The 24221-nt window shown below is 43.8% G+C and carries 25 protein-coding genes and 1 pseudogene; 15 read left to right on the top strand and 11 right to left on the bottom strand.

The features are described 5' to 3' along the window. Positions 1-22: 22 nt before the first annotated feature. Positions 23-448: a universal stress protein gene (locus ACIQXN_RS10950; protein WP_402966195.1), complete on the bottom strand. Its 426-nt coding sequence runs from the start codon at positions 446-448 to the stop codon at positions 23-25. 161 nt (positions 449-609) lie between these two features. Here ACIQXN_RS10950 and ACIQXN_RS10945 point away from each other — a divergent pair, with 161 nt between their 5' ends. From ACIQXN_RS10945 to ACIQXN_RS10920, 6 genes are all read left to right on the top strand, one after another. Continuing rightward, positions 610-990: a MerR family transcriptional regulator gene (locus ACIQXN_RS10945; protein ID WP_402966193.1), complete on the top strand. Its 381-nt coding sequence runs from the start codon at positions 610-612 to the stop codon at positions 988-990. Between the two features lie 37 nt (positions 991-1027). Continuing rightward, positions 1028-1795 (top strand): 3-hydroxyacyl-CoA dehydrogenase, encoded by a 768-nt coding sequence (locus ACIQXN_RS10940; RefSeq protein WP_402966191.1) that lies wholly within the window; start codon positions 1028-1030, stop codon positions 1793-1795. A gap of 47 nt (positions 1796-1842) precedes the next feature. Further along, positions 1843-2988: an acyl-CoA dehydrogenase family protein gene (locus ACIQXN_RS10935; protein WP_402966189.1), complete on the top strand. Its 1146-nt coding sequence runs from the start codon at positions 1843-1845 to the stop codon at positions 2986-2988. A gap of 29 nt (positions 2989-3017) precedes the next feature. Continuing rightward, positions 3018-4169 (top strand): thiolase family protein, encoded by a 1152-nt coding sequence (locus ACIQXN_RS10930; RefSeq protein ID WP_402966187.1) that lies wholly within the window; start codon positions 3018-3020, stop codon positions 4167-4169. Between the two features lie 97 nt (positions 4170-4266). Then, positions 4267-5832, top strand: a complete 1566-nt coding sequence (locus tag ACIQXN_RS10925) for a fatty acid--CoA ligase (protein ID WP_402966185.1) — start codon at positions 4267-4269, stop codon at positions 5830-5832. An 83-nt stretch (positions 5833-5915) separates the two neighbouring features. Further along, positions 5916-6107, top strand: coding sequence for a hypothetical protein (locus ACIQXN_RS10920; RefSeq protein ID WP_402966183.1), 192 nt, complete (start codon positions 5916-5918; stop codon positions 6105-6107). 270 nt (positions 6108-6377) lie between these two features. Here the strand turns inward: ACIQXN_RS10920 and ACIQXN_RS10915 are convergent, their stop codons facing one another. The 3 genes from ACIQXN_RS10915 to ACIQXN_RS10905 form a co-directional block, all read right to left on the bottom strand. Next, complete coding sequence (locus ACIQXN_RS10915) at positions 6378-6560, bottom strand: YfhD family protein (RefSeq protein ID WP_402966181.1); 183 nt, start codon at positions 6558-6560, stop codon at positions 6378-6380. A 112-nt stretch (positions 6561-6672) separates the two neighbouring features. After that, on the bottom strand, positions 6673-6795 hold the full coding sequence (locus ACIQXN_RS10910) for a YfhE family protein (RefSeq protein WP_402966179.1): 123 nt from the start codon (positions 6793-6795) through the stop codon (positions 6673-6675). Between the two features lie 53 nt (positions 6796-6848). Continuing rightward, positions 6849-7757 carry a TIGR01777 family oxidoreductase gene (locus tag ACIQXN_RS10905; protein ID WP_402966654.1) on the bottom strand — a complete coding sequence of 303 codons (909 nt, stop codon included), beginning with the start codon at positions 7755-7757 and terminating at the stop codon, positions 6849-6851. Between the two features lie 125 nt (positions 7758-7882). Between ACIQXN_RS10905 and recX the strand changes: the two genes are divergently transcribed. After that, positions 7883-8680: a recombination regulator RecX gene (recX, locus tag ACIQXN_RS10900; RefSeq protein ID WP_402966177.1), complete on the top strand. Its 798-nt coding sequence runs from the start codon at positions 7883-7885 to the stop codon at positions 8678-8680. A 74-nt stretch (positions 8681-8754) separates the two neighbouring features. Further along, a complete protein-coding gene (locus ACIQXN_RS10895; RefSeq protein WP_402966175.1) occupies positions 8755-9066 on the top strand; it encodes a YfhH family protein in 312 nt (103 codons plus the stop codon). A 38-nt stretch (positions 9067-9104) separates the two neighbouring features. On the opposite strand, the gene ACIQXN_RS10890 is transcribed toward ACIQXN_RS10895, so the two are convergent. Then, complete coding sequence (locus ACIQXN_RS10890; RefSeq protein ID WP_402966173.1) at positions 9105-9260, bottom strand: small, acid-soluble spore protein K; 156 nt, start codon at positions 9258-9260, stop codon at positions 9105-9107. Positions 9261-9374: 114 nt separating this feature from the next. Here ACIQXN_RS10890 and ACIQXN_RS10885 point away from each other — a divergent pair, with 114 nt between their 5' ends. Next, entirely contained in the window at positions 9375-9641 is a 267-nt protein-coding gene (locus ACIQXN_RS10885) for a YfhJ family protein (protein ID WP_402966171.1), read from the top strand. A 58-nt stretch (positions 9642-9699) separates the two neighbouring features. On the opposite strand, the gene ACIQXN_RS10880 is transcribed toward ACIQXN_RS10885, so the two are convergent. Next, on the bottom strand, positions 9700-10677 hold the full coding sequence (locus tag ACIQXN_RS10880) for a metal-dependent hydrolase (RefSeq protein ID WP_402966169.1): 978 nt from the start codon (positions 10675-10677) through the stop codon (positions 9700-9702). 212 nt (positions 10678-10889) lie between these two features. On the opposite strand from ACIQXN_RS10880, the gene mutY reads away from it, so the two are divergent. Next, on the top strand, positions 10890-11987 hold the full coding sequence (gene mutY / locus ACIQXN_RS10875) for an A/G-specific adenine glycosylase (protein WP_402966652.1): 1098 nt from the start codon (positions 10890-10892) through the stop codon (positions 11985-11987). Positions 11988-12099: 112 nt separating this feature from the next. Here mutY and ACIQXN_RS10870 read toward each other — a convergent pair whose 3' ends face one another. Then, on the bottom strand, positions 12100-12324 hold the full coding sequence (locus tag ACIQXN_RS10870; protein WP_402966167.1) for a hypothetical protein: 225 nt from the start codon (positions 12322-12324) through the stop codon (positions 12100-12102). Positions 12325-12388: 64 nt separating this feature from the next. Here ACIQXN_RS10870 and fabL point away from each other — a divergent pair, with 64 nt between their 5' ends. Together fabL and ACIQXN_RS10860 are read left to right on the top strand one after the other, a co-directional pair. Further along, positions 12389-13138 carry an enoyl-[acyl-carrier-protein] reductase FabL gene (fabL, locus tag ACIQXN_RS10865; RefSeq protein ID WP_402966165.1) on the top strand — a complete coding sequence of 250 codons (750 nt, stop codon included), beginning with the start codon at positions 12389-12391 and terminating at the stop codon, positions 13136-13138. 71 nt (positions 13139-13209) lie between these two features. Beyond that, the gene (locus tag ACIQXN_RS10860) at positions 13210-13380 is read left to right on the top strand and encodes a gamma-type small acid-soluble spore protein (protein ID WP_402966163.1); all 171 of its coding nucleotides are present in this window, start codon (positions 13210-13212) and stop codon (positions 13378-13380) included. A 61-nt stretch (positions 13381-13441) separates the two neighbouring features. Here the strand turns inward: ACIQXN_RS10860 and ACIQXN_RS10855 are convergent. Next, positions 13442-13560 (bottom strand): annotated as a pseudogene (locus ACIQXN_RS10855) (serine hydrolase domain-containing protein); the annotation flags it as partial. Positions 13561-13748: 188 nt separating this feature from the next. Here ACIQXN_RS10855 and ACIQXN_RS10850 point away from each other — a divergent pair. The 3 genes from ACIQXN_RS10850 (at position 13749) to ACIQXN_RS10840 (ending at position 16626) form a co-directional block, all read left to right on the top strand. After that, complete coding sequence (locus ACIQXN_RS10850; protein WP_402966161.1) at positions 13749-14003, top strand: YgaB family protein; 255 nt, start codon at positions 13749-13751, stop codon at positions 14001-14003. Positions 14004-14234: 231 nt separating this feature from the next. After that, positions 14235-14765 carry a nucleoside tri-diphosphate phosphatase gene (ntdP, locus tag ACIQXN_RS10845; RefSeq protein ID WP_402966159.1) on the top strand — a complete coding sequence of 177 codons (531 nt, stop codon included), beginning with the start codon at positions 14235-14237 and terminating at the stop codon, positions 14763-14765. 115 nt (positions 14766-14880) lie between these two features. After that, on the top strand, positions 14881-16626 hold the full coding sequence (locus ACIQXN_RS10840) for an ABC transporter ATP-binding protein (RefSeq protein ID WP_402966157.1): 1746 nt from the start codon (positions 14881-14883) through the stop codon (positions 16624-16626). A gap of 435 nt (positions 16627-17061) precedes the next feature. Here ACIQXN_RS10840 and ACIQXN_RS10835 read toward each other — a convergent pair whose 3' ends face one another. The 3 genes from ACIQXN_RS10835 to ACIQXN_RS10825 all read right to left on the bottom strand — a co-directional run bounded on the left by ACIQXN_RS10835 (position 17062) and on the right by ACIQXN_RS10825 (position 24141). Further along, positions 17062-17982 carry an EamA family transporter gene (locus tag ACIQXN_RS10835; protein WP_402966155.1) on the bottom strand — a complete coding sequence of 307 codons (921 nt, stop codon included), beginning with the start codon at positions 17980-17982 and terminating at the stop codon, positions 17062-17064. A gap of 302 nt (positions 17983-18284) precedes the next feature. After that, a complete protein-coding gene (locus ACIQXN_RS10830; RefSeq protein WP_402966153.1) occupies positions 18285-19376 on the bottom strand; it encodes an FUSC family protein in 1092 nt (363 codons plus the stop codon). Between the two features lie 292 nt (positions 19377-19668). Beyond that, positions 19669-24141, bottom strand: a complete 4473-nt coding sequence (locus ACIQXN_RS10825; RefSeq protein WP_402966151.1) for a glutamate synthase-related protein — start codon at positions 24139-24141, stop codon at positions 19669-19671. Positions 24142-24221 lie beyond the last annotated feature (80 nt).

The following is a 24221-nucleotide window of genomic DNA, read 5'->3' as shown; positions in this document are numbered from 1 at the left end:
AAAAAAGTGTCAAAAGACGTGATTATTTAACTAACAGGACAGGCACTGGAGAGTTCTGTACGATATAGTGACTGACACTTCCAAGGAATTCCTTAAATCCACTTAAGCCGCGGCTTCCCATGATGATAAGGTCGCAGTTATGGGACTCGGCATGTTCCAATAAGGTGTGGATGGCCGAACCCTCTACTACGAAAGTCTGGGTTGCATTCGGGATTTCCGATAAAAGTGCATCCGCTTTTGAAATGACTTCTTTTCCATACCTCATCATCGATTCCTCGATATCCTGAAAAGCATTGCCATATATGCTTGGATGAATAGGTAGTGTTACGGCGTGCAGCACATGAATTTCAATGGCTGGTTCCAGTTTGGCTAATTCAATCGCTTTTTCTAATGATTTACGTGCTAAATCAGATTCGTCATAGGCAACTAATATTTTCGAGCAGATCATGTTGATCCTTCCCTTCATTTCAAGAATATACCTTTAGTATAACAGGTAAAAAGACATGTTTCTTTTTATTTTATTAAATTTTGTGAATATTTGTTGAAGTTTACGTTAACGTCAATGGTAAGATAAAGGTAAATAATCCCTTTGTAAAGTGTGGTTATAGAATGTACACGATTTCCGAATTAGCAAAAGAGTTTGATTTGACTACGAGAACGCTCCGGTACTATGAAGAATTAGGTATGCTTAGGCCCAACCGGACCGAAACGGGAAACAGAATTTACGGTAAGAAAGAATATGCACAACTTAAAATCATCATGCGTGGCAAGAAGTATGGATTTTCCTTGGAAGAAATAAAGGATATTGTCGTGCTCTTTGAACAGGACAGATCAGGTGTCAAGCAACTGGAAAAGACGATAGAAAAAGCTGGACAGAAATTAAGCGAAATAAATGAACGCATGAAGGAGCTTGATGAATTGAAGCGGGATTTTGAATATATGATCCATGATTTTACGGAAACCCTTCACAGCTTGAAGGTTAAATCGTAAGGCAGCTTCAAAAACGAAAACGAAAGAGGTGGAGGATTTGAATATTCAAGAAACGGTTGCAGTAGTGACAGGCGGAGCTTCAGGGCTGGGTGAGGCGACAGTTCGAAACATCATTCATAAAGGTGGGAAAGCAATCATCCTTGACCTCTCCGAAGAAAAAGGCGCCAAGCTGGTCGGGGAATTCGGGGATGCCGTTCTGTTTATTAAAACGGATGTAACGCTAGAAGATAGTGTCCAGGCGGCACTGGATCAAGGAATTGAAAAATTCGGATCGATTAACGCGGTCGTCAACTGTGCGGGAATTGCCATTGGTCAGAAGGTCGTCAGTCGAAAAGGCACACATGATTTGGAAGCGTTCTCAAAAGTGGTGACGGTCAATTTGATCGGTACATTCAATGTTATTCGCCTTGCTGCTGAAAGAATGGTCCATAACCACGTGAACGAAGAGGGAGAACGCGGCGTAATCATCAATACGGCATCGGTTGCTGCATTTGAAGGGCAAATCGGCCAGGCTGCCTATAGTGCCTCAAAAGGTGGCATCGTCGGCATGACGTTACCGATTGCAAGGGACCTTGCTTCTTATGGAATTCGAGTCGTATCGATTGCACCCGGTTTGTTTCATACGCCGATGTTCGACTCTCTACCTGAAGAAGCGAGGACTTCCCTAGGGAAAACGGTACCGTTTCCTTCAAGGCTCGGGTATCCGAATGAATACGCAAAGCTCACGGAAAGCATCATTACCAACCCGATGCTGAACGGGGAGACGATCCGACTGGACGGGGCAATCAGGATGTCCCCTAGGTGATGACAACATAAAATGAGAATAGAGAAAAGAAAGAGGAGAGAGAACAGATGAAGCATTCCTACTTAACAGAAGATCATGAGATTTTTCGTAAATCATTACGCAAGTTTTTAGAGAAAGAAGCGGTTCCGAATTATGAACAATGGGAAGAAAATCGAATTATTCCCCGTTCATTCTGGGAGAAGATGGGCGAGCAAGGCTTTTTATGTCCCGATCTAGATGAAGAGTTTGGTGGTTCAGGAGTGGATTGGGGCTTTTCGGTCATCATCAATGAAGAACTGGAAAGAGTGGGTTCCGGCCTGATCGGTTTCGGGCTTCATAGCGATATTACGGTACCCTACATTTCAGCTTATGGAACAGAGGAACAAAAACGACGCTTTCTCCCTGGATGTACGACTGGAGAAAGGATTACCGCCATCGCCATGACAGAACCGGGAACGGGTTCGGATTTGGCCAATATTAAAACCACGGCGATCCTGGATGGAGATCATTACGTCATTAATGGACAAAAGACATTCATTACGAATGGTATCCAAGCCGATTTGATTATCGTGGCATGTAAAACCAATCCAAATGCCGTTCCCAAGCATAAAGGCGTCTCATTAGTCGTAGTGGAACGAGATGCACCTGGATTTTCCCGGGGAAGAAAGCTGAAAAAGCTTGGTTTGCACTGTCAGGATACGGCAGAGCTCATTTTTGAAGATTGTCGGGTGCCAAAGGAAAACCTGCTTGGTGAAGAGGGAAAGGGATTTACATACTTAATGGAGAAGCTGCAACAGGAACGCCTTGTGGTCGCAATCTGTGCTCAAGCGGCATCAGAGGACATGCTGGCGGACACGATCGAGTACGTGAAAAGCCGTGAAGCGTTCGGGAAATCAGTGAGTCAGTTTCAGAATACCCAGTTTAAAATTGCCGAAATGGCAACGGAAATCAAAATGGGACGCGCTTTCCTTGATCAATTGATTGCGAACCATATGGCTGGGGAAAATGTCGTCACAGAAGTGTCGATGGCTAAATGGAGATTGACGGAAACGGCCAGGAAAATCTCCACAGAATGCATGCAGCTTCATGGTGGCTATGGCTATATGGAAGAATATAAGATTGCTAGACGATATCGTGATATACCTGTAGCTAGCATTTATGCCGGAACGAATGAAATCATGAAGAAAATCATAGCCAAGAACCTTGGCCTATAAAAAAACAGGAATAGAAGGGAAGCGGTTACATGCGTGAAGTGGTTATCATTGAAGGGATTCGTACTCCGGTTGGCAGAAGAAATGGTGTCTTGAAAGATTTCCGCCCAGATGAATTAGCCGGTGAGGTGTTAAGGAAACTGGTAGAAAAAGCAGGAATTGACCCAGCCATCGTTGAAGATGTCATTTTAGGCTGTGTAACTCAAGCAGGGGAGCAGGCTGGAGATATTGCCCGCATCGCAGCCTTGATTGCCGGTTATCCGATTGAAGTGCCTGGAACGACCATCGACCGTCAATGTGGATCGAGCCAGCAGGCTGTTCACTTCGCTTCCCAAGCCATCTTGTCAGGGGATATGGATGTGGTCGTGGCGGGTGGTGTGGAAAATATGTCCCGTGTTCCGATGGGCTTCAACTATCAAGGAGCGACAACCAGCCAAAAGTATTTGGACAGGTATGAGGTGATCAATCAAGGCCTTTCAGCTGAACGAATTGCCGAAAAGTGGGGAATTTCACGCGTGGAATGTGATGCATTCTCTGTAGAAAGCCATGAAAGGGCCTTGCGCGCTCAAAAGGAAGGTTATTTTGACCGGGAAATCATTCCCGTTACAGGGACGGATAAAGAAGGAAACTTGATTGACGTGACAGCGGATCAAGGGCCAAGGGAGGGGACGACGGTTGAGGTCCTTTCTGGATTGAAACCAGTTTTTAAAGAAGATGGGCTGATCCATGCCGGGAATTCGAGTCAAATCAGCGACGGCGCTGCCGCTTTGTTGTTAATGGAGCGGAGTAAGGCGGAAGAACTTGGTCTGAAGCCACGCTTTAAAGTGCATACACGGGTGGTTATCGGCTCGGATCCGACCTTGATGCTCACGGGACCGATCCCGGCAACCGAAAAAGCGTTGGAGAAATCAGGTCTCTCCCTTGAAGACATCGATATCTTTGAAGTCAATGAAGCGTTCGCACCCGTTCCGTTAGCATGGTTGAAGGAAACGGGGGCTGACCCGGAGAAGTTGAATCCAAACGGAGGCGCGATTGCCCTGGGACATCCCCTTGGCGGAAGCGGTGCTCGATTGATGGTTTCCATGATGCATGAATTAGAAAGGACAGGCGGCCGATATGGACTGCAAACCATGTGTGAAGGACATGGAATGGCCAATGCAACAATCATCGAAAGGTTGGATTAATCGGTAATTTCACGTGAAGGTAAGGGCTGGTAAAGAAGAAGCTGTCCATCATCAAGCAAGCTCTTGATGATGGCAGGTTACTTGAGGAGGAAAAGAGATGTCAGTTACGATTAATACGATATTCGATCAGACGGTTCAAAAATTCCCCATCAAAGAAGCTATCTACGACGTGAGAAGAAATATCCGATATACATACATCCAGTGGAATGACCAGGTTAATAGGTTGGCAGCGGCGCTCCAAGCGGAAGGTGTCCAAAAAGGGGACCGGGTCTCGACCTACCTTTATAATAATGAAGAACTGGCCACGGCATTTTTTGCCTGCACCAAGATCGGGGCGGTCTTTAATCCGATTAACTTTCGATTGATGGCGGAGGAGCTGGCCTATATCCTCAATGAGGCAAAGCCGAAGGTCCTCCTGTTCGAGTCTGCGCTAGAAACGAGCGTGGCGGCAATTGAAAAGCGTTTCCCGAGCATCGCTTTTTGGTTTATCGATAAGAAAGTACCTAGCTATGCCACAAGTTACAGGGAAAAACTGATCCATACACCTTCCATGCCGGTAGAAGTCGACATTGATGAAAATGATGTCTATGCCATCATGTATACGAGCGGGACGACAGGAAGGCCTAAGGGGGTCGTCCATCTTCATAAGGACATGGTCGAGCAGTCAGCGATTTTAACAGAGGCCATGAAATATGAAAGTCGGGACATCGGTTTGATTACCGCCCCCATGTTTCATTGTGCTGAATTGCACTGTTCATTTTTACCACGTGTGCAGGTGGGCGCTAAGAATGTGATCATGCACCAGTTCATTCCTAAGCAGGCATTGGAGCTGATTGAATCGGAAGGAATCTCCAAGCTATTTGCGGCACCGACGATGTGGAACATGCTCCTTCAGGAGAATCTGGAGAACTATAATATTAAAAGTCTGAACCTCGGGTTGTACGGTGCAGCCCCAATGGCGCCAGCGCTCGTTCGCGAGTGTCAGGAAAAGCTGGGCATCCAATTCATCCAGGCTTATGGGATGACCGAAATGGGTCCTGCCATCACCTTGCTGTTGGAAGACGACCAAATCAGAAAATCCGGTTCAGCAGGACAGGCATGCCGTGGCCATGAAATCATCATAGCCCGTCCAAGTGAAGAAGGCCCAGCGGACCCTGAAGATACGATGGCCCCTGGGGAAACAGGGGAAATCCTTGTGAAAGGACCATGTATCATGCAAGGATACTTCCAAAGAGAGGGAGAAACGGAAAAGGCCCTTCATAAAGGTTGGTACCATTCCGGGGATATTGGCTTCCTTGATGAAGACGGTTTTTTATGGGTCAAGGATCGCGTGGATGATATGATCATTTCAGGCGGTGAAAATGTCTACCCACGCGAAGTGGAAGATACCCTATATGAACATGCTGGGGTCCTCGACTGTGCGGTTCTCGGTCAACCTGATGATAAATGGGGAGAAACGGTAACGGCCTTTGTCGTTGCGAAAGACCCTTTGCTGACTGAGAGCGATTTAGAGGATTGGTGCAAGAGTAGCCTGACACTGGCGAACTATAAGCGTCCAAGACGATATATCTTCTGTGACGAGTTACCGCGAAACGCCAGCGGTAAAATCCAAAAGTTCATGCTGCGTAAACAGTTAGAAGAAAACGTCCTGGAGGAACAATAAATTTATAAATGCCCCTAAAAAGAAAAAGCCAATAGCCGATAAAACTAAGGACAACATGAGGGAACGTTAATGGGGGGAACAAATTGAGTAAGTCATTTCGAATTGCATGGCATGCAGTGGTCGATGAACATTCCATTCTCGAAGGACGCAGTTTAGTGCATGCTGATAGTGATCAGGCTGCAGCCAGTAAATTAATTTATGAAAAATCCACTGAATACCGTTTAAGGCAACAATGGGTCATGATCGATTCATTGATTGAATTAGTGAATGAATAAAAAGTAAAAGGAGACTCCAACCCAAATTGGAGTCTCCTTTTGCATGTTTTCCACATGCAAGATACATACGAATCAAGGAACTCAGTTTCTTATCCACAAAATCCACAGAGTTATCCATAATTTACATTATTTAGATGTGAATAAGACGAGCCATATTACCTATAATTTATCTATGTATTCAGAAAATATCCACAATGTCCACAGGCTTGTGGATAAGATGGTGTGTATAAAAGGAGGCTGATAACAAATCAGCCTCCTCTAAACATACTATTATTTACGATTGTGTGCCCGACGATCGGCGGCATTGGCCCGTGCTTGAGCCTCCATATCATCTTGGTCGGCCAGTTCGGTAGAAAATTCGACATCAAGTCCGTCACTTTTGAGGTTTTTAGGTACCTGTGGCAGTTTTTGTGTGTTTTTGTCCCGATTATGGTGAATGTTATTTCGTCCCATGTTAGCGCCCCCTAGATGATGAAATATAAATAAGCAGGAAATGATGTTAAATCATTTCCTGCTTATTTTGTACGCAATGGTCGATCGTCATGTACGGAAAAATGCTCCAAACTTAACGGCGTGATTTCTTTTCCGTAAAACCGCCGGCGCGATCTGCCTGCCTGAATTCACGTGAGTAAGTGACCGCTTGCATGCTCGTTAAGGTACTTTTTTCTTTATCCGTTTTCTTTGCCATTTAGATCATCTCCAATTCACGTGATAATCCTATTTTTTCCTAAAAACACTTAATCATACATGTAAAATATCTTCTAGAGCCATTTTAAGAGTGGGGAAAGAAAACGAGAATTCCTCTTGGATGAGTTTGTTTGGCAGGACCTTTTGACCTTCTAGGACAAGTACGCTCATTTCGCCAAGAATAGCTTTTAAAAGGAAGGGAGGTACAGGGAACCAGTGTGGCCGGTGCATGACGGTGCCAATCGTTTTACCGAACGTCTCCATTTGAACAGGGTTCGGTGCAGTGAAGTTGACGGGACCTTGCACGGTTTGGTTCTTCATGCAAAAAGTGATCGCACGGGCAACATCCTGAATATGAATCCAGGAAAGCCACTGACTTCCTTTGCCTAACTTTCCGCCTCCGAAAAGCTTGTAGGGAAGGGTCATCATCGGGAGGGCCCCCTCTTTTTCTCCAAGGATGACACCGAATCTCGTAAGGACGACCCGTTCGCTGTATGAATTGGACTTCATCGCTTCTTTTTCCCATAGCTTGACCGTACGGGCGAGAAAGTCATCCCCGATGGAATCCGATGCTTCCGTAAAGGTTTCTTGATCGGATATGCCATAATAGCCCACTGCACTTGCATTGATGAGGCACGATAATTTTTTCGGAAGCTTGGAGAGGATACGGTTCATCTCTTTGGATGACTCGACCCGGCTTTCAACGATCCTGCGTTTCCGTTCCTGCGACCAACGACCGCTGTTTAGGGACTCTCCAGCGAGGTTAATAAATACATCAAGGTCCTCCAACTGCCGTTCTGGGCTTGCTCCTGCACTCAGCCAGCCCACGTAATGAATATGCTTCTGCTTTTTATGTTGATCTGGGTGCCTTGTCAATATATATAATTCATGATTTTCTTTTAATAATTCATCGATAAGAGCATTTCCGACAAATCCGCTTCCACCGGCAATGGCTATTTTCATGAAAACCACATCCTTTTTCCGTCTTTCCTTCACTGTAACATGCTCAGGTTGTTTTTTCATTTTTGGACGTGCTTGTCTAGAAAAGGTCTACGGAAACGGGTAAAGTAGAGAAGGGGGTGTAAAGTATGCCGAACATAACAAAAATAACGACCCAAAAGAAACGGACAGACCGCTACAACATATTTGTCGATGAAAAATATGCGTTCAGTGTGGACGAAGAGGTCCTCCTGAAATTTCAGTTGAAAAAAGGGACGGTACTCGAAGATTTGCTTCTTGCCGAAGTGCAGTTTCATGACGAAATTCAAAAGGCGTTTACCGATGCCCTCAATTATTTATCTTACCGCATGCGTTCGGAATCGGAAGTGCGCCTGTACTTAAAAAAGAAGGATTTCGAAGAGCCGATTATAAAAGAAGCGATACATAAGCTATACAGCTTTCACTATTTAGACGATCTTGATTTTGCCAAAGCATATGTCCGGACTCATGTGAACGGTGGCAATAAAGGTCCGATAACGCTAAAGCAGGAACTGAAGGAAAAAGGGATACAAGATAAGCTGATTGAGCAGGCTTTGATGGAGTATCCTCACGAAATCCAAGTCGAGCATGCAAGAAGGCTTGCCGGCAAATCAATAAAGAAGGAAAAGAACATCTCGGAACGGGCATTACGGCAGAAAGTGGAACAAACATTAGCACGTAAAGGATTCTCCCGGGACATCATTAACGAGGCATTGGAAGATGTGGCCGTGGAAAAAGATGAGGATGAGCAATGGACCTCGCTTTCACATCATGCCGAAAAACTTCAACGCCGTTATCGGAATTATGAAGGCTTCGAATACACTCAAAAGATGAAGCAATCCTTATATCGTAAAGGTTTTCCCATCGAGTTGATTGACCGTTATTTAAATGATTCAGAGATGGATTAAAGTTCATTCATAGCCAAAACGCATAACTTTGTTTAAAATAGAAATATCTATTATTTCATATAAGGAGCTTACATATGAGCGAGGTAAGATATAGCACCATGTCGGATTATGAACTGCAACAAGAAATTGCAACACTGACGGAAAAGGCGAGAAAAGCCGAGCAACTGGGAATGGTGAATGAATATTCCGTATTGGAACGTAAAGTAACCATGGCTAAAGCGTATCTGTTGAATCCGGATGATTTCAAAAAAGGTGAAATTTATCAAATCGATGGGGATCCAGGTGTCTATTTCAAGATTGACTATATGAATGGCGTTTTTGCCTGGGGATACCGTTTGGGTGGAGATGGGAAAGAAGAAGCGCTGCCCATATCGATGTTGAAATAAAAAGGAATCGTCAACGCACCGATTCCTTTGTCAATCATTTATTCCGTTCTTTCGTTAGAAGCTTTCATACGTTCTTGTGGATGGGTATTAATGCTGCCATCCGCTCGTTTTGATGCATATCTCGCTTTTGCGCGGGGTTCGCCTTGGAATTTATTATTGTTTTGGTTAGGGAAACCTTTTTGTTTATTTCTCAAGTTTTTCTCCTCCAAGCATTAGAATAAGTAAAAAAATTGTTTCTGTTCTTTACTAGTATGGGTAAGGAACAGTAAAATTCAGTCTGTAAAAATATTGGCAACGGGGTGGTTTATATGAATGATTACCATGAAAGATTAACCAAGATTTTGCTCGAGAAAAATGATCACATTACGTATGAGCAGGCTTTGACTTGGGTTGAGTTATTATGGGAAGATTTCGAGACGACCTATGCGAAAGCGGGACATGAGTATGCAGGCGAAGAGATGACATCACGTGTTGTCAGGACCTGGATCGACAATTACGGAGAACGTTTCCACGAATTCATTGCAAAGAATCCTAAATATAAACATTTATTGGATCAACAGAATCACCTTCATTAAAAAAAAGCTGATTCCATCGGGGGTTTCTTCCGTGGAATCAGCCTTTCTTATTTTAATCCTACAAAATAATATTCAATTTCTTCTTGAGTTTCGCTTCACTGAAAATCCATCCGGTAAATGAATTCAAGATATTCAAGTCATCGTCCAGATGAACCACGGCGACAAAAGGATAATATCCGTTGCTACGGTATCTTAAATCAATGAAACGGACTTCGTAATAGTCCTCATTGTGCTCAATTTCCCATCTATAAACAGGGGAGAAAGAGAGAAAGGCTGCCAAATTGATATCATGCTTGGCGGCTTCAAGAATTTCGCTCTCCGGAAGCGGAATCCGATTAAAGGTATCAAGAATGGTCACATAGCCACGATCGGCACGGGCGACATAATAATGCTTTTCGGCTATCACGGCTATTCGCCAACGGTGATAACTCATCGTTGGTGATAAGAGGATTTTTCTCGCTCCTGGAATCTGTTGCCTGACTGCTCTCTTCACGAAGGCTCGTTCCCTGAAACGGGCGAGATAATAGAGGACGAGTATGGCATACATCGTCAAGAACAGGTAGCCTGGGGAGAAACCATATCCCCATAATATCAGGCCGCCAACATGAATCCCGAAGATGAACGGATCGAACGTATTGATGACTCCAAGTGCGACCCAATTTGAGGAAATCGGTCGTAAAGCCTGTGTCCCATAAGCGTTAAAGATATCGACGAAAACATGAAGGAATACAGCCAGAAATGTCCAGAGCCATAAATGAAGGTAATTAGCTTCAGGAATAATAAGAAAAAGAGTGCCACTGATAAGTAGGGGCCAAAGGAACACGGCAGGTATCGAATGCGTGATGCCCCGGTGATTCCGTATATAAACAGCGTTATTTTTTAATTTTAAAACGGTGTCGATGTCAGGAGCTTGTGATCCCAAAACCGTACCAGCCATGACTGCACTGAACGTAATGGGATCTTGCGCAATGACAGGATCTAATGTGGCAAGTCCTCCAAGTGCAATTCCCATGACAAAGTGAGTACCTGTATCCAAAGTTAAACCTCCCTGCCACAATTTAGAAAAATCTTCTTTCATCATACCGTACTTATATATTATCTATCAAATGAATATATTTTGACTTATTTATCTTTCCCATTAAAATAAAACGAATAAGTGCTGTTAAAAAAAAGAATGCCCATTATTGTGTATTCCCCTTTTTAATAAGAGTGTAACATCTTTGGAGGAACTAAACTGTGAAAGAAATAATGATCCCAACCATAGAAAAAATAAATATCGAAGCGTTTCAAAGGAATTTGGTCGACTGGTTCCTTGAAGAACAAAGAGAATTGCCATGGCGCGAAAATAAGGACCCATACAGGGTGTGGGTTTCTGAAATCATGTTGCAGCAAACAAGGGTCGATACCGTAATTCCGTATTTCAATCGGTTCGTGGACTGGTTCCCGACCCTTGAAGACTTTGCCGTGGCCGATGAGGAAAAAGTTTTAAAAGCATGGGAAGGTCTTGGTTATTACTCGAGGGTCCGCAACCTGCACAGTGCCGTCCAGGAAGTAAAGGCAACCTATAATGGCATCGTTCCCGATAGCCCCGAGGAAATTTCGAAATTGAAAGGTGTCGGGCCATACACAGCCGGAGCGATTTTGAGCATTGCCTATGGGAAGCCGGAACCGGCCGTAGATGGCAACGTCATGCGTGTGCTGTCTCGGATCTTGATGATTTATGAAGACATCGCTAAGCCGAAGACAAGGAAGACCTTCGAGGTCGCCGTCCGCAAGCTGATTGACCATGGTCATACATCTGAGTTCAATCAGGCCCTTATGGAATTGGGAGCACTCATATGCACTCCAGGGAAGCCAGCCTGTCTGCTATGCCCTGTGCAAAGCCATTGCCTAGCATTTGAGGCGGGGGTACAAACCGAGCTCCCAGTGAAAATCCAAAAGAAGAAATCGCGTGATGTGCCGATCGTTGCGGCGATATTGACAAATGAAAAAGGTGAATTCCTCATTCACAAGCGAGCTTCAGAAGGCTTGCTTGCAAATCTGTGGGAATACCCGAACTTCGAGATCCACACGACCCTTCAGCATAAACGGGAATTTTTTGAGTCGCGTTTTCTTGAGACTTACGGTAGCAAACCGGAACTGATCGATTCGCTCATTAAAATTGAACATGTCTTTTCCCATCTGGTATGGAAGATGGATACGTATACCGGAGTGGTGAAGGAACCAATCAGTGATGACCTCTTAGTGGAAAATCAACTTAAGTGGGTGAGTAAAGAGGAGATGGAGGAATTCGCGTTTCCAGTCTCTCACCAAAAGATGATGAAAGCCTATAACGATAGGGGCTAATTCAATTTTACCTTAAAAAGAGAAAAATCTGCTTAACGTATATATTTTAGAATGGACTCATCAAAAAAGATGCCGAAAAGCTCTGCTTTCGGCATTTTTCTTTAAATTCAAGTCAATCGTAGGTTGTCTCGGTTCCATGAGTGTAATCGGCTTCCTGTCTTTTCAGGCCGCCTCTACTTTCAATTTCTTGTACGATTTCTTTATGGATGCTCTGTCCTTCTTCGTTCAAATAAGGTACCATTTGTTGAAGGGAGTGATGAAAATAGGCAAGTTCGCTATCTTCCCAATCCGTTTTCTTCATCATGGACAACTCTGTCATATCACGTCCAACATACATAAGAACACACTCCTTTTTTATTAGGTATACTATAATGTTCACTCAGAAAGGTAGGAATAAACATATGGAACAAAAAGTAGCGCTCGTTACAGGAAGCAGTAAGGGTCTAGGAAGAAGCACGGCATTAAGGCTTGCAGAGGAAGGGTACGACCTTGTTATTAATTATGCCCGGAGCAAGTCCAAAGCATTAGAAGTGGCGGCTGAAATCGAAGCGATGGGGCGTAAAGCGCTTGTCGTTAAGGCCAATGTGGGGGATGTCGCGAAAGTGAAAAGCATGTTCGCGGAAATTGATGCTTATTATGGACGTTTGGATGTCTTCATCAATAACGCTGCATCAGGGGTACAACGTCCTTTAATGGACCTTGAAGAGACTCATTGGAACTGGACCATGGATATCAATACGAAAGCCCTTCTTTTCTGCGCCCAAGAAGCGGCAAAGTTAATGGAAAGAAACGGCGGTGGGAAAATTGTCAGCATCAGCTCACTTGGGTCGATCCGTTACTTGAAAAACTATACTGCGGTCGGAGTATCCAAAGCCGCACTTGAAGCGCTGACTAGATATTTGGCAGTCGAATTGGCTTCAAGGAATATATGCGTCAATGCCGTTTCAGGCGGTGTCATCGATACGGATGCATTAAAATCTTTCCCGAACCGTGAACAAATGCTTGCGGAAGCGGCCGAACAAACACCCGCAGGAAGGATGGTCGAAATCGAAGATATGGTGAACACGATCCTCTTCTTGATAGCAGACGAATCAAGCATGATCCGAGGACAAACGATCATCGTCGATGGCGGCATTTCCCTGCTTGTTTAGAAAAATTGGTAAAAATTAGCCGGATAGCACACGGTAATGATGGATATCTTATTATCGTGGAGGTGATATCAATGGCTAAGAACAAAACACAATCAGGTACTGACATCCAACAAGTTAAAAAACAAAACGCGCAATCTCAACAAGGCCAAGGCCAATACGGTACTGAGTTTGCAAGTGAAACTAATGTACAAGACGTGAAACAACAAAACCAAAAATCCCAAAGCAAAAAAAGCCAAGGGTAATTAACTCCAAACACGATAAGGCATCCTTCTTTGAAGGGTGTCTTTTATTTTTTGATGTAAAAGAACGATATATTTCACCAATTATCCCTTCCAATTGATGTACACCCGTATCGGTATTTGTCATGATGATCATTCCAATTTCTAATAAGGATAGGCGACCATCATGCTTTGAAAGCCGAGCCTCAACCGAATAATGCTCTGATCCTTCTAAAAACTCTCCAAGTCCACGTGAAAGGATATTATATAAAAAAGGTAAGATTGTATATTTATCTAAAGTGGTAAGTTTTAAATTAAATGTAAAAGGAAATAGTGGATACTAATAGAATATACATACTATGGGAAAAATACAGATTTAGGATGGTGCAAATATGGAAGAATTTAACCGGCTTATTAACGCTCAGTTGAAAACGATGGAACAACTTTTATATGTCCAATCCGAAATCGAAAGATGCCAAGATATAGAGAAACAATTCCTTGCGAATCAGGAAGAAGTTAAGGCAAAGTCCATTCAAGAGGAAATTCAAGATAGAAAAAAAGAATTAACGAAGATTCATGAAACGTTCGAGCGGCAGACAGAGGATGTCATTCGCTATTATCAGCAGGAACAGGCCGCTGTGCAATAAAATCATTTGGCTAATTTTCACGTAAGAATGAAGAAAAAGGTCGTTTTTTTTGATCTTTTTACACATTTTTACTGGAGATTAGCCACTTTTGTTTTAAATTTACGAATAAATCGCTATAATATAGGAATATAGGGTAAATGGAAAAATGTATATAATTTTAAATGCACACGGTTGTAACGGAATAGGGCACAGAACGTTGATAAGGTGTCTATAGAAAGTAGGGAGAGATAAATGGGGATTGTTCCTGCCGAAGGAGGAAAAATCCAAATCCAAAGCTATAAACATAATGGACATATCCATCGTATCTGGGAAGAAACCACAGTATTGAAAGGAACTCAAAACTTGGTGATAGCTGCCAATGACCGGACGATCGTGACGGAATCGGATGGTAGGACATGGATAACAAGGGAACCGGCGATTTGCTACTTTCATTCGAAGTATTGGTTTAATGTAATTGGCATGTTGAGAGAGGACGGGGTGTATTACTACTGTAATATCAGTTCTCCGTTCACATACGATCCGGAAGCATTGAAATACATTGATTATGACTTGGACATCAAAGTATTCCCAGATATGACGTTTAATTTGCTGGATGAGGATGAATATGAGAGACATTCAAAAGAGATGAATTATCCTGAAGCTATCGATAAGATTTTAAAGCAAAATGTAGACTATTTGATTTATATGATACGCCAGAGAAAAGGACCATTCTCAGCGGAATTCATTGATAGTTGGTATGAACGTTATTTAACGTATCGATAAGTGAGATGGCCTGCTGCTAACAATGCAGGCTTTTTCTTTTGTAGAGGGCATGGAGAGTTTACTGGTATGGGTAGGGTATAGTAAAAGAGAAACTTGAGGAAAATGGAGGATCCCCGTGGGCAGCATTAAGAGATATATGCAATTCGTTAAGCCATATAAATGGCAGATTATCGGGACGGTCTTCATTGGCCTGTTAAAGTTTGGGATTCCATTGTTGATTCCTTTGTTAAGTAAATATGTTGTGGATGACATCATCAATGGCAATCTGACTACTGCAGAGAAGAATGAACACCTTTTATGGGTGATGGGCATCATGGTATTCATTTTCGTGGCGATTAGACCTCCGATTGAATACTACCGGCAATATTTTGCCCAGTGGACCGGAACAAAAATCTTATATGATATTCGTAATGATTTATTCACTCATGTACAAAAATTGAGCTTTAAATATTATTCCAATACAAGGGTGGGCGAGGTCATCTCTAGGATGATCACCGATGTGGAGCAAACGAAGAATTTCGTGATCACTGGGTTGATGAACCTATGGCTAGATATTGCGACCATCGCGATTGTCATTGTGATCATGTTTACGATGGATGTGAAGCTGACGATCGTCTCTATTCTCATGCTGCCTTTTTATGCGTTTTCAATTAAGCATTTCTTCGGCAAGCTTAGGGTTTATACGAGAGTACGGTCACAAGCGCTGGCCGATGTGCAGAGCCATCTTCATGAGCGTGTCTCTGGCATGTCCGTCATTAAAAGCTTTGCGATAGAAGACCGTGAGCAGGAGCTGTTTGCAAAGCAAAATAAAAACTTCCTGGATAAGGCACTCAAGCATACAAGCTGGAATGCCAAATCGTTTGCCGTCGTGAATACGATTACGGATATTGCACCGTTACTAGTGATTGGCTTTGCCGGCTATCAAGTCATACAGGGGCAGCTGACACTAGGGACGATGGTTGCCTTCGTCGGCTTCATAGACAGGCTATACAACCCATTGCGCCGCGTCGTGAACTCTTCGACGACGATGACCCAAACCTTGGCTTCCATGGACCGAGTATTTGAGTTCGTGGATGAGAAATATGATATTGACGATGCACCGGATTCAAAAGAACTGAAGAAAGTGGACGGACGTATCACGTTCAAGGATGTATCGTTTGCTTATGACGAGAAGGAGTCGCCTGTTTTAAAACATATCAATCTCGATGTGTTGCCGGGTGAAACGATTGCCCTCGTCGGAATGAGCGGTGGTGGAAAATCTTCCATCGTCAGTCTGATCTCCCGCTTTTATGATGTAACGGATGGGGCCGTTTTACTGGATGGAACGGATATCCGAAACTATCAAGTCAGAAGCTTACGGGATAAAATCGGGATGGTGTTGCAAGACAACATCTTATTCAGTGAATCAGTCAAAGCCAATATCTTGATGGGGAAACCCGATGCCACGGACGAAGAAGTGTATGCAGCCGCTAAAGCGGCCAATGCCCATGACTTCATAATGGGATTGAAAGAAGGCTACGAAACGAAAGTCGGCGAGCGTGGCGTGAAACTATCAGGCGGCCAAAAGCAACGGGTGGCCATTGCCAGGGTATTCTTGAAAAACCCGCCAATCCTTGTCTTGGATGAAGCAACATCCGCCCTTGACCTGGAAAGTGAACACTATATTCAAGAAGCCCTTGATATATTGGCGAAAGACCGAACCACGGTCATCGTGGCGCACCGTCTTTCCACCATCACGCATGCCGATCGAATTGTGCATATCGACAATGGGGAAATTACCGAAATCGGATCACATGAAGAACTCATGCATAAACAAGGCAATTATTATAAACTCTTTCAGGTCCAGCAATTGGATAACTGAGAAAATTAGAAAAGAGATCATTTCGCTTTTGCGGGATGATCTTTTTTTCTTATACAGAAAGAATAACTCTACTGAGGATACTTTTGAAAAAAGGCCAAAAACATAGTGTTAACAGGTTATCGAAGGGAGCTATACAAATCATGGAGCAAATCAAATTCATGATTAGGCATTTTCTGAAAGAGCCCTTGTGGTTTAAAATCCTCATCATTGTATCTTTGCTTATTTCCATTGTGTTTAGCAGTACACATTTTTCAACCCAACCTTATTTTCAAAACTCCTCCAAATTGGCTGCCGCATTCTTTTTTAGTGCTTACGGAATCAATATGAGAAAGAATGTCAAAATATCAGGCCTTTTTTTATCAATCAAGTACGTATACTAGAACATGAAAAAAGGATGGATGGAGCAAATCATATTCGGTCCAACCATCCTTTTATTTAAGAGGCTCTTTTTTCGTGCAAAGGCCTTTTCTTGGTATGAGTCTTTTTCAACACATACTTTAAATACTCCGGTAAGGCAATCCCGACGATGATCAAGAACATCCCGAACCATTGAAGCGGTGTGACGCCTTCACCGAGGAAAATGACTGAAACGACCATCGCAGAAGGCAATTCTGCCGCACAAAGGATCGTCCCAAGACCGACACCGACTTTCGGCATACTGACGGCAAAGAAAAAGAAAGGAATCACAACACCAAGCGTGCCAAGCAAAAGACCAAACTGCCAAAGGTTGGTTTCAATAAGGTTAGTAGCCAACGTAACTGGGTTGGTTGTGAATACCGCAGTCAGCATGGCCCCTGTCGCAATGAAAAACAAGCGTTTCATCGAAGGCTCTTGAACTGCGAACTTAGAGTTGCAAAGCATATAAAGAGCAAAAAGCAAGGCCGACAGAAGACCGAATAATACCCCGGTCAAACTAAGGGCAGAGAGAGGCTGGCCAAAGATCGCACCTGCAAATAATGTACCGATGAAGAGCAGGCAAATGGCGAGGACCTTACTTCTGTCTGGGCGCCTTTTGTTTATGATACTTTCGATGAGGACGCCGATCCAGGTGAACTGAAATAAAAATACGACGGCTATCGAAGCTGGAAGTTCCGCAACGGCCACAGCGTAGGCTTTTCCGACAAAAGCGGACATCATACCTGTAATGGCAAGCAAGCCGGCATTTTTCCACGATATTTTATACTTAAACGAAAATAGGAACAAAACGGCGACAATCATCCACCCAATCAAATATTGGCTGCCGACTAGATCTCCGGAAGAGTGACCATCCTTGAATCCAAATTTCATCATTGTGGAAAGCGTCCCGTAGGAGATGGAACCGATTAAAACCATGATTGAATACTTCAAAAGTTGCATGTTTTTCACCCCTAAAATAATAAAATCGCCACCTGCCTATGGCAAGTGACGAACGAAAAAAGGAAAATCCTTTTAAAATTCCGTCTCTCAGCAATTGCTGAGTTTAAACATGATTGTGTTGAGTTGTTTTAGCTTAATTCGTTTGTGAATAATTGTCAATGGTATAGCGCATTTTCATTATAGTTAGATTATTTACATGTAGTAGAGGAAGTGATTTCATAGATGAAACGAATTCTAGGAGATTGATAGACAGGAGTCTACCGACAAAACAAAAGAGACGGTTCTAGTAAACCGTCCCTTTATTAATCTTCTTCATATTGGATTGACACTTCATTGTCATCTTTATGGAAGGATTGGAAGCTGACTATCAGTTTTTCAAGGTGCTCCAATTGTTCGTCATACTCGATGATGTACGAAATCAATGGTACAAGGCGAGCGGAAAGGTGTCCAAGGTCATCATGCATTTCATCGACTTCGATCTGCTGTTCGAAGAAGAGGGCAAGGAGGTCTTTACGACTCAAGCAACCTTGATCCCAATCATCAATTTCCTCGATGGATTTAATTTTTTCGATATGCAATAAGATCAGCTGTTCATGCTTGCGGATGAGTGAATCCAGATGATGCAGGATCGTCTTCTGGAAATCTTCCGGCATATGGTTGATTTCATTTTCAAATTTATGAATCCTTCTCAAGGTCTCGAATGCTTTTTTCGTCGTGATGATCATTTGCCGATACACGACAAGCTTTCTCGATTTAGCAATGCTTTTCTTCTTGAAATATTCACGTTCTTCTTTGTACATGGAATAGACATGTTCCAAATCAAGCAAATCATCTTTTAGACGGCTAATATCTTTTTTCAGTAAGGTATGCTCTGTAGCGTGCCTAGTACTGATACGAATCCATTTCAAAATATCCTCTGTCACATCTGTTATGCGCGTATATAGCTTCGCTTCATATTTCGGCGGGATAAAAACAAGATTGACAATAAATGAGGCAATGATTCCAAGTAAAACGGATGAAAGGCGTACAAAGGCAAAGTTTAAAAATTCTCCTTGTTGGCTTTCCATGATTGCTATGACCGTCACGATAGAAAGTACGATCGTCTTATCCATTTTTAATTTCAAGTTTATGGTAATGACAACCATTACTGCCAAACCGATAATGAAGATATCATTACCGAATAATAAAACGAAGGAAATGGCGACTAAGGCACCGATGATATTTCCTTGAATTTGTTCCAGAACCGTCTGATAGGAACGGTAGATGGTTGGCTGTATGGCAAAAATCGCAGCAATCCCAGAAAGGACAGGAGCAGGAAGATTAAGCAATTCCGAAATATAAAGCGCTAAAACAATCGCTATTCCTGTTTTGAGAATGCGGGCACCAAACTTCATATATAGGTAAATCCTTTCTTAGTGATGTAATTGTTCCTGATAAGAAGACCTCTCTTATACAGGGTATTCTTAAAGTAGTATTCTAACTTATATGTTAGTACTTTACACTAAATTTTAATGTTGTAAACAAAAAGTAATGAGCAAAGCCGTAAAAGTAATTATAAGCTTTTTACATATAGGAAAAAATGAAGATTTTATGACAATGTAGAAAATTGCATTTTTCATAAGGAATTGGCTGTGATGGAAGATGGAAAAAGCTAATGTCCTGTATAGGGGACATTAGCTTTTATCATCATTCTGTAGATACAGATGGATCCGCTTGCTCTTTAACAGGAACAACTTGTAGGAAGTGATTGCCCGGATTATGGAGCAAGGCCCCAAGAGAGGCTGCTTCTTCCTTTTGTCCTTGTTCATTTAAAAGGGACACATATTTGCCAAGGAGCTCGTTTATGTCTTGAACTCCTTTCTTGGAAAGGGCTTCAATCGAAATTTTTGCGCCTTTTGCAATTCTTCTTTGGATGACATCTTTCGTTAAGCCAACTTCCGGTTGAATCCTTAAATAGACGACACCGCCGGTCATGCCTGCACAAATCCATGGACCCGGATCACCTAGAACCAATCCGCGGCCGTTTGTCATGTATTCAAACGCAAATCCCTTGATATTCGAGGTTACGGCAATGTTCCCGTTTTCTTGTTCCGGGATCGGCTTTTTCACTAGGCCCCCGATAATCATGTCGGCTCCCGAAAGCCGGATGCCAGCCCTTGCATCTGCATCACCTTGGGCAATAAGGAGACCATGCTGGGCTCCATAGCCGAAGCCTTTACCGACAGAGCCATTGTAAAGCTTGCCATCTTTCCCCGGCGATTTGAAAATCGCGATATTTCCACCAATCGATGTTTTGCCGATTCCATCCTGGGCACCGCCATTTACGCTAATGGTGATTCCCTCGGTGTTATAGGCACCAAGGCCATTACCCGGTATGGAACCATCCTGATAGGAAAGATGAACAGGGGGCAACTTTTTATACGAGCCGTCCAACCTGTTCCGAACGCGATGACACGAAACCCGGCTTCCAAGGACCCGTTGCTCTGAAGTGATGCCGCTATAGCTGCGGGATTGCTGCAATTCTTCAACATGTGAATCCAGATATTCCGCTCCAACTGCCACCTGCAAGGAACTTTCATTCAAATAAGCTTCTTTTTCCCTATTGGAGAATGGGGTAATATCAAGATTCTTTAATAAATAGGTTAAATCCAGGGATTGCTGGCCTTTCACTTGCTCAAGCAAATCGGAGCGGCCGACGATGTCTTGAAGGTTCTTCACACCAAGTGATCCGGTCAGGCTTTTTAGTTCCTGGCCGAATGCCGTGAACATATTCGTCAAACCTTGAACCGCCATATCAAATTTTCGAGGAACGAAGCGACGTAATCCATGTTCCTTAGCTTGTGCTTCCGATTCGATTTGGGTGGCAATCCCGACGTGACATGTATCCAGGTGGCACCCGCGGCAAGTTGTACAGCCAACGGCTATCATGGATAGGGTACCGAAACCGACACGGTTGGCCCCAAGCAACATCATCTTCAGGATATCCATCGAACTTTTTAACCCGCCGTCTGCCCAAATTTCGATGTTTTGCCGGATGCCTGACTCAAGCAGCGCGTTATGGGCGGCTTTCACGCCAATTTCGACAGGAAGACCGACATGTTCAAGGGCATGAATCCGTGCTGCACCTGTTCCACCATCAAAGCCCGAAAGCGTGATGATATCGGCTCCAGCCTTTGCCACACCGACGGCAATCGTCCCGATGTTTGGAACAACCGGCACCTTGACGGCCACTTTGGCTTTGTCGTTTGCCGTTTTCAACTCGTGGATCATTTGAGCTAAGTCTTCAATTGAGTAAATATCATGGTTATTGGAAGGAGAGATCAAGTCAGAACCGATTGTCGCATTCCGTGCCTCCGCAATTTTTGCCGTAACTTTCGAGCCGGGAAGATGTCCGCCTTCACCAGGCTTTGCCCCTTGCCCAATCTTAATTTCCAATAGGTTGGATGAGTTCAATAGCTCGGCGTTGACACCGAACCGTCCGGAAGCAATTTGCTGCCCACGGGATTTCGGATATTTTCCGAGCATATCTTTGATTTCTCCTCCTTCACCATTCATACTGATCATGCCCAACCGCTCGGCGGCCTCTGCGTAAGCACGGAAAGCTATTTCATTTTGCGACCCGAATGACATGGAGGCGATGACGAACGGTAACTCCTGATCACCAATGGTTAGACTGACATCCTCTGAAGGGACTGGCGCGTCAGACTTCTTCAGTGAGGTTAGATGGCGGATCGTCGTCGGATTCGATTCTTCTTGTTCCGTGATTTTTTCACGATAGGCGTCATAGTTCCCGGTGGAGGCGACTTCGCCAATGGATTTCCAAATCCGGGGGAACAGATGAAAGGTTTTACCCATCCGCTCTTTGTCATTATCATAATCCACTGCACGCTGGATGCTATCCTCTTTGATTTTTTCAAAATCATAGTCCAATTGATTTGAACCGAAAAAGTTGGCCACATTCAAATAAGAGGCGATTTCTTCATGTAACCCGATGCTTGAGAACAGGCGGCCATAGCCGCGTAATTCGTGAATCCCGATGGTGGAGATGACCTTTTCCAGCCCTTTTGTCAACGAGTTATATAGATTCATAACCCCTTTCAGATCTTCCGAAGATAGAGAAAGGAACATGAAATAAGGGCTGATCAAGTTGGCTCCAAGTCCATAGGCAACGATGATGTCATGCAATGACCTCAGCGATGCGGAACGTAGCAGGATAGAACAGTCCCGGCGCTTACCCGAATTGACCAGTGCCTGATCGACAGCTGATGTGACCAGGTGTGGGTCAAGCCAAAGGTTGCCACCTTGATGAGCGAGGGCGTCATCGAGGACGAGTAGCGTTTTCCCCGCATCGACGGATTTCACGGCTTCATCGGTAATTCTTTTTAAAGCCTCAGGAATGCTTTCCTTTTCAGTAAACGTGCTTGAAATGAAATGAGCCAGTTTGTGTTCTCGGTTGTATTGAATGAATTGGTCGTAACTTGGTTGTGAAAGGATGGAGGAACATTCATAACCGGTTAGGCCTTCAATTAATAAAGGGGTCAGAAGTTCCGTAACTTGGCCTGCCTTTTTTGCTTCAAATAAAGCCGGACGCCTTCCGATGATGGTTCTCGTTGAAAAGTGCTCGGTTTCCCGGTCCCGGTCGATAGCTGGGTTGGTTACAACGGCGACACTTTCCTTAATGAAATCCGCCAGATTGGTCCGCTGTGGGTTAAGGGCGGCAAGGGGAGCATCATGGCCTAGTGAACGGATCGGTTCTGCGCCTTTTTCAGCCATCTGCTCGACTAGTTGAACATGCTCTCTTTCCCAACCGAAGGCCTTGTATTGCCCGTTATGGATGGCTTGTGGTTGTGTCATCGTGACCACCTTCTCGAAAACAGGCGGCTGCAGGCGAACAAGGTCGTTCGAAAGGACGAAACGATCATTGAAGCGCTCATACACTTTTCCTTGGAAATCTTTGTAGTTGTATAGTTCAATACGGTCCCCGTTCCATTTTAACCCGACTTTTTCCCCTGGCCCCATCGGTCTTGGGTCGCCTGTATATTCAGAGGAAGGGATGATCCCAGGCTCGGAAGTGAACATATAGGAAGAAGATGTCTCGATATTCCAAAGCGGACGTAACCCTAACGAGTCGACGGAAAATACGGCTTCATCACCAAAACGGGAGATGATCCCAGCTGGACCTTGTGCAAAATGCCCCCATGCCTCCCTTAGATACGTATAGAGGTTTTGCAAATGCTCCGGGTATTCCTTGATTTCGTTGATGATGGGCGGGAAAACAAGGTCGATCGCTTCGAATAATGAGTAGCCGTGACGGCAGATGAATGTTTCAATCGTTTTGTTCAGATCCTGGGAATCGCTTCCGTCTTTGGCGATGGGCACCCCGACCATTTTGGCTTCATCACGCAATTTGGCAATGGTATTGATCTCTCCATTGTGTCCTAGCACGCTGAATGGTTGCACACGGAAAAAACTTGATAGAGTATTGGTTGAAAAACGGTTATGTCCTAGTGTCATGGTAGAGGCAGCAAGAGGGTCGGCTAGATCGTGATAGTAAGCAGGGAGTGTATCTCCGGCACCCATTACTTTGTAGATGGCATGATGCTGGCTTAAGGAAGCGACATGGATGAAGTCACTATGTTCGATATCGGAAGTCAGCTCAAAAAGGACATTGGAAAGTTCCTGCTGATTTTTAGTCGTGGATGAACAGGCGATTTGCCAGAATACAGGATTTTCTTGGATGGCAATGGGGCCAAGAGCTTCAGAGCGGTAGGCTTTATCCGTATCAAAGACTAAAGATAGTCCATGTTTTTGCAATTTTTCTTTGACTTCGGCTTTTAATTCACGCGCATCCGTTTTTCTGCTTAAAAATAAGTGACCGACGATGAAATCATCTTCGTCGACGATGCGGGAATCGATGTTTTCCGTTTCGAGTTTCTTTTTCCAAAGAGCTCTCGGAATATCAATATGGATACCGGCGCCATCGCCTTCGCCATTGATAAAGCCACAACGGTGATTCATTTTAACTAAAGCGTCGATACAAGCGAAAATGTTTTCGTTGGTTGGGATTTTCTTTTTCTCGATACAGGCCACGATTCCGCATGCATCATGTTCTTCCCTATAGAATTCTTTGAATGTAGCAGGTGTCCATTGTTGAGTCATATGTTTGGCGTCAATAAGGATATCCCTTATTAGCTGCCGTTCACCTCCTGTGACTTTTGATTTTAATGAGGAAACTAGCT

Origin of the sequence: Peribacillus sp. NPDC097295, assembly GCF_044761665.1 — a bacterium.
Classification (GTDB): domain Bacteria; phylum Bacillota; class Bacilli; order Bacillales; family DSM-1321; genus Peribacillus.
This window is presented reverse-complemented; position numbering and strand designations above follow the sequence as displayed.

Bases quoted from the DNA above. Each gene is read 5' to 3' on its own strand.
- ACIQXN_RS10895 (WP_402966175.1), top strand. From the start codon at position 8,755: ATGAGCGAGGTAAGATATAGCACCATGTCGGATTATGAACTGCAACAA.
- ACIQXN_RS10830 (WP_402966153.1), bottom strand. From the start codon at position 19,376: ATGAAGTTTGGTGCCCGCATTCTCAAAACAGGAATAGCGATTGTTTTA.
- recX (WP_402966177.1), top strand. From the start codon at position 7,883: ATGCCGAACATAACAAAAATAACGACCCAAAAGAAACGGACAGACCGC.
- ACIQXN_RS10935 (WP_402966189.1), top strand. From the start codon at position 1,843: ATGAAGCATTCCTACTTAACAGAAGATCATGAGATTTTTCGTAAATCA.
- ACIQXN_RS10905 (WP_402966654.1), bottom strand. From the start codon at position 7,757: ATGAAAATAGCCATTGCCGGTGGAAGCGGATTTGTCGGAAATGCTCTT.
- ACIQXN_RS10930 (WP_402966187.1), top strand. From the start codon at position 3,018: ATGCGTGAAGTGGTTATCATTGAAGGGATTCGTACTCCGGTTGGCAGA.
- ntdP (WP_402966159.1), top strand. From the start codon at position 14,235: ATGGGGATTGTTCCTGCCGAAGGAGGAAAAATCCAAATCCAAAGCTAT.
- ACIQXN_RS10860 (WP_402966163.1), top strand. From the start codon at position 13,210: ATGGCTAAGAACAAAACACAATCAGGTACTGACATCCAACAAGTTAAA.
- ACIQXN_RS10835 (WP_402966155.1), bottom strand. From the start codon at position 17,982: ATGCAACTTTTGAAGTATTCAATCATGGTTTTAATCGGTTCCATCTCC.
- ACIQXN_RS10885 (WP_402966171.1), top strand. From the start codon at position 9,375: ATGAATGATTACCATGAAAGATTAACCAAGATTTTGCTCGAGAAAAAT.
- ACIQXN_RS10910 (WP_402966179.1), bottom strand. From the start codon at position 6,795: ATGGCAAAGAAAACGGATAAAGAAAAAAGTACCTTAACGAGCATGCAA.
- fabL (WP_402966165.1), top strand. From the start codon at position 12,389: ATGGAACAAAAAGTAGCGCTCGTTACAGGAAGCAGTAAGGGTCTAGGA.
- ACIQXN_RS10945 (WP_402966193.1), top strand. From the start codon at position 610: ATGTACACGATTTCCGAATTAGCAAAAGAGTTTGATTTGACTACGAGA.
- ACIQXN_RS10915 (WP_402966181.1), bottom strand. From the start codon at position 6,560: ATGGGACGAAATAACATTCACCATAATCGGGACAAAAACACACAAAAA.
- ACIQXN_RS10825 (WP_402966151.1), bottom strand. From the start codon at position 24,141: ATGACTCAACAATGGACACCTGCTACATTCAAAGAATTCTATAGGGAA.
- ACIQXN_RS10870 (WP_402966167.1), bottom strand. From the start codon at position 12,324: ATGTATGTTGGACGTGATATGACAGAGTTGTCCATGATGAAGAAAACG.
- ACIQXN_RS10925 (WP_402966185.1), top strand. From the start codon at position 4,267: ATGTCAGTTACGATTAATACGATATTCGATCAGACGGTTCAAAAATTC.
- mutY (WP_402966652.1), top strand. From the start codon at position 10,890: ATGATCCCAACCATAGAAAAAATAAATATCGAAGCGTTTCAAAGGAAT.
- ACIQXN_RS10950 (WP_402966195.1), bottom strand. From the start codon at position 448: ATGATCTGCTCGAAAATATTAGTTGCCTATGACGAATCTGATTTAGCA.
- ACIQXN_RS10850 (WP_402966161.1), top strand. From the start codon at position 13,749: ATGGAAGAATTTAACCGGCTTATTAACGCTCAGTTGAAAACGATGGAA.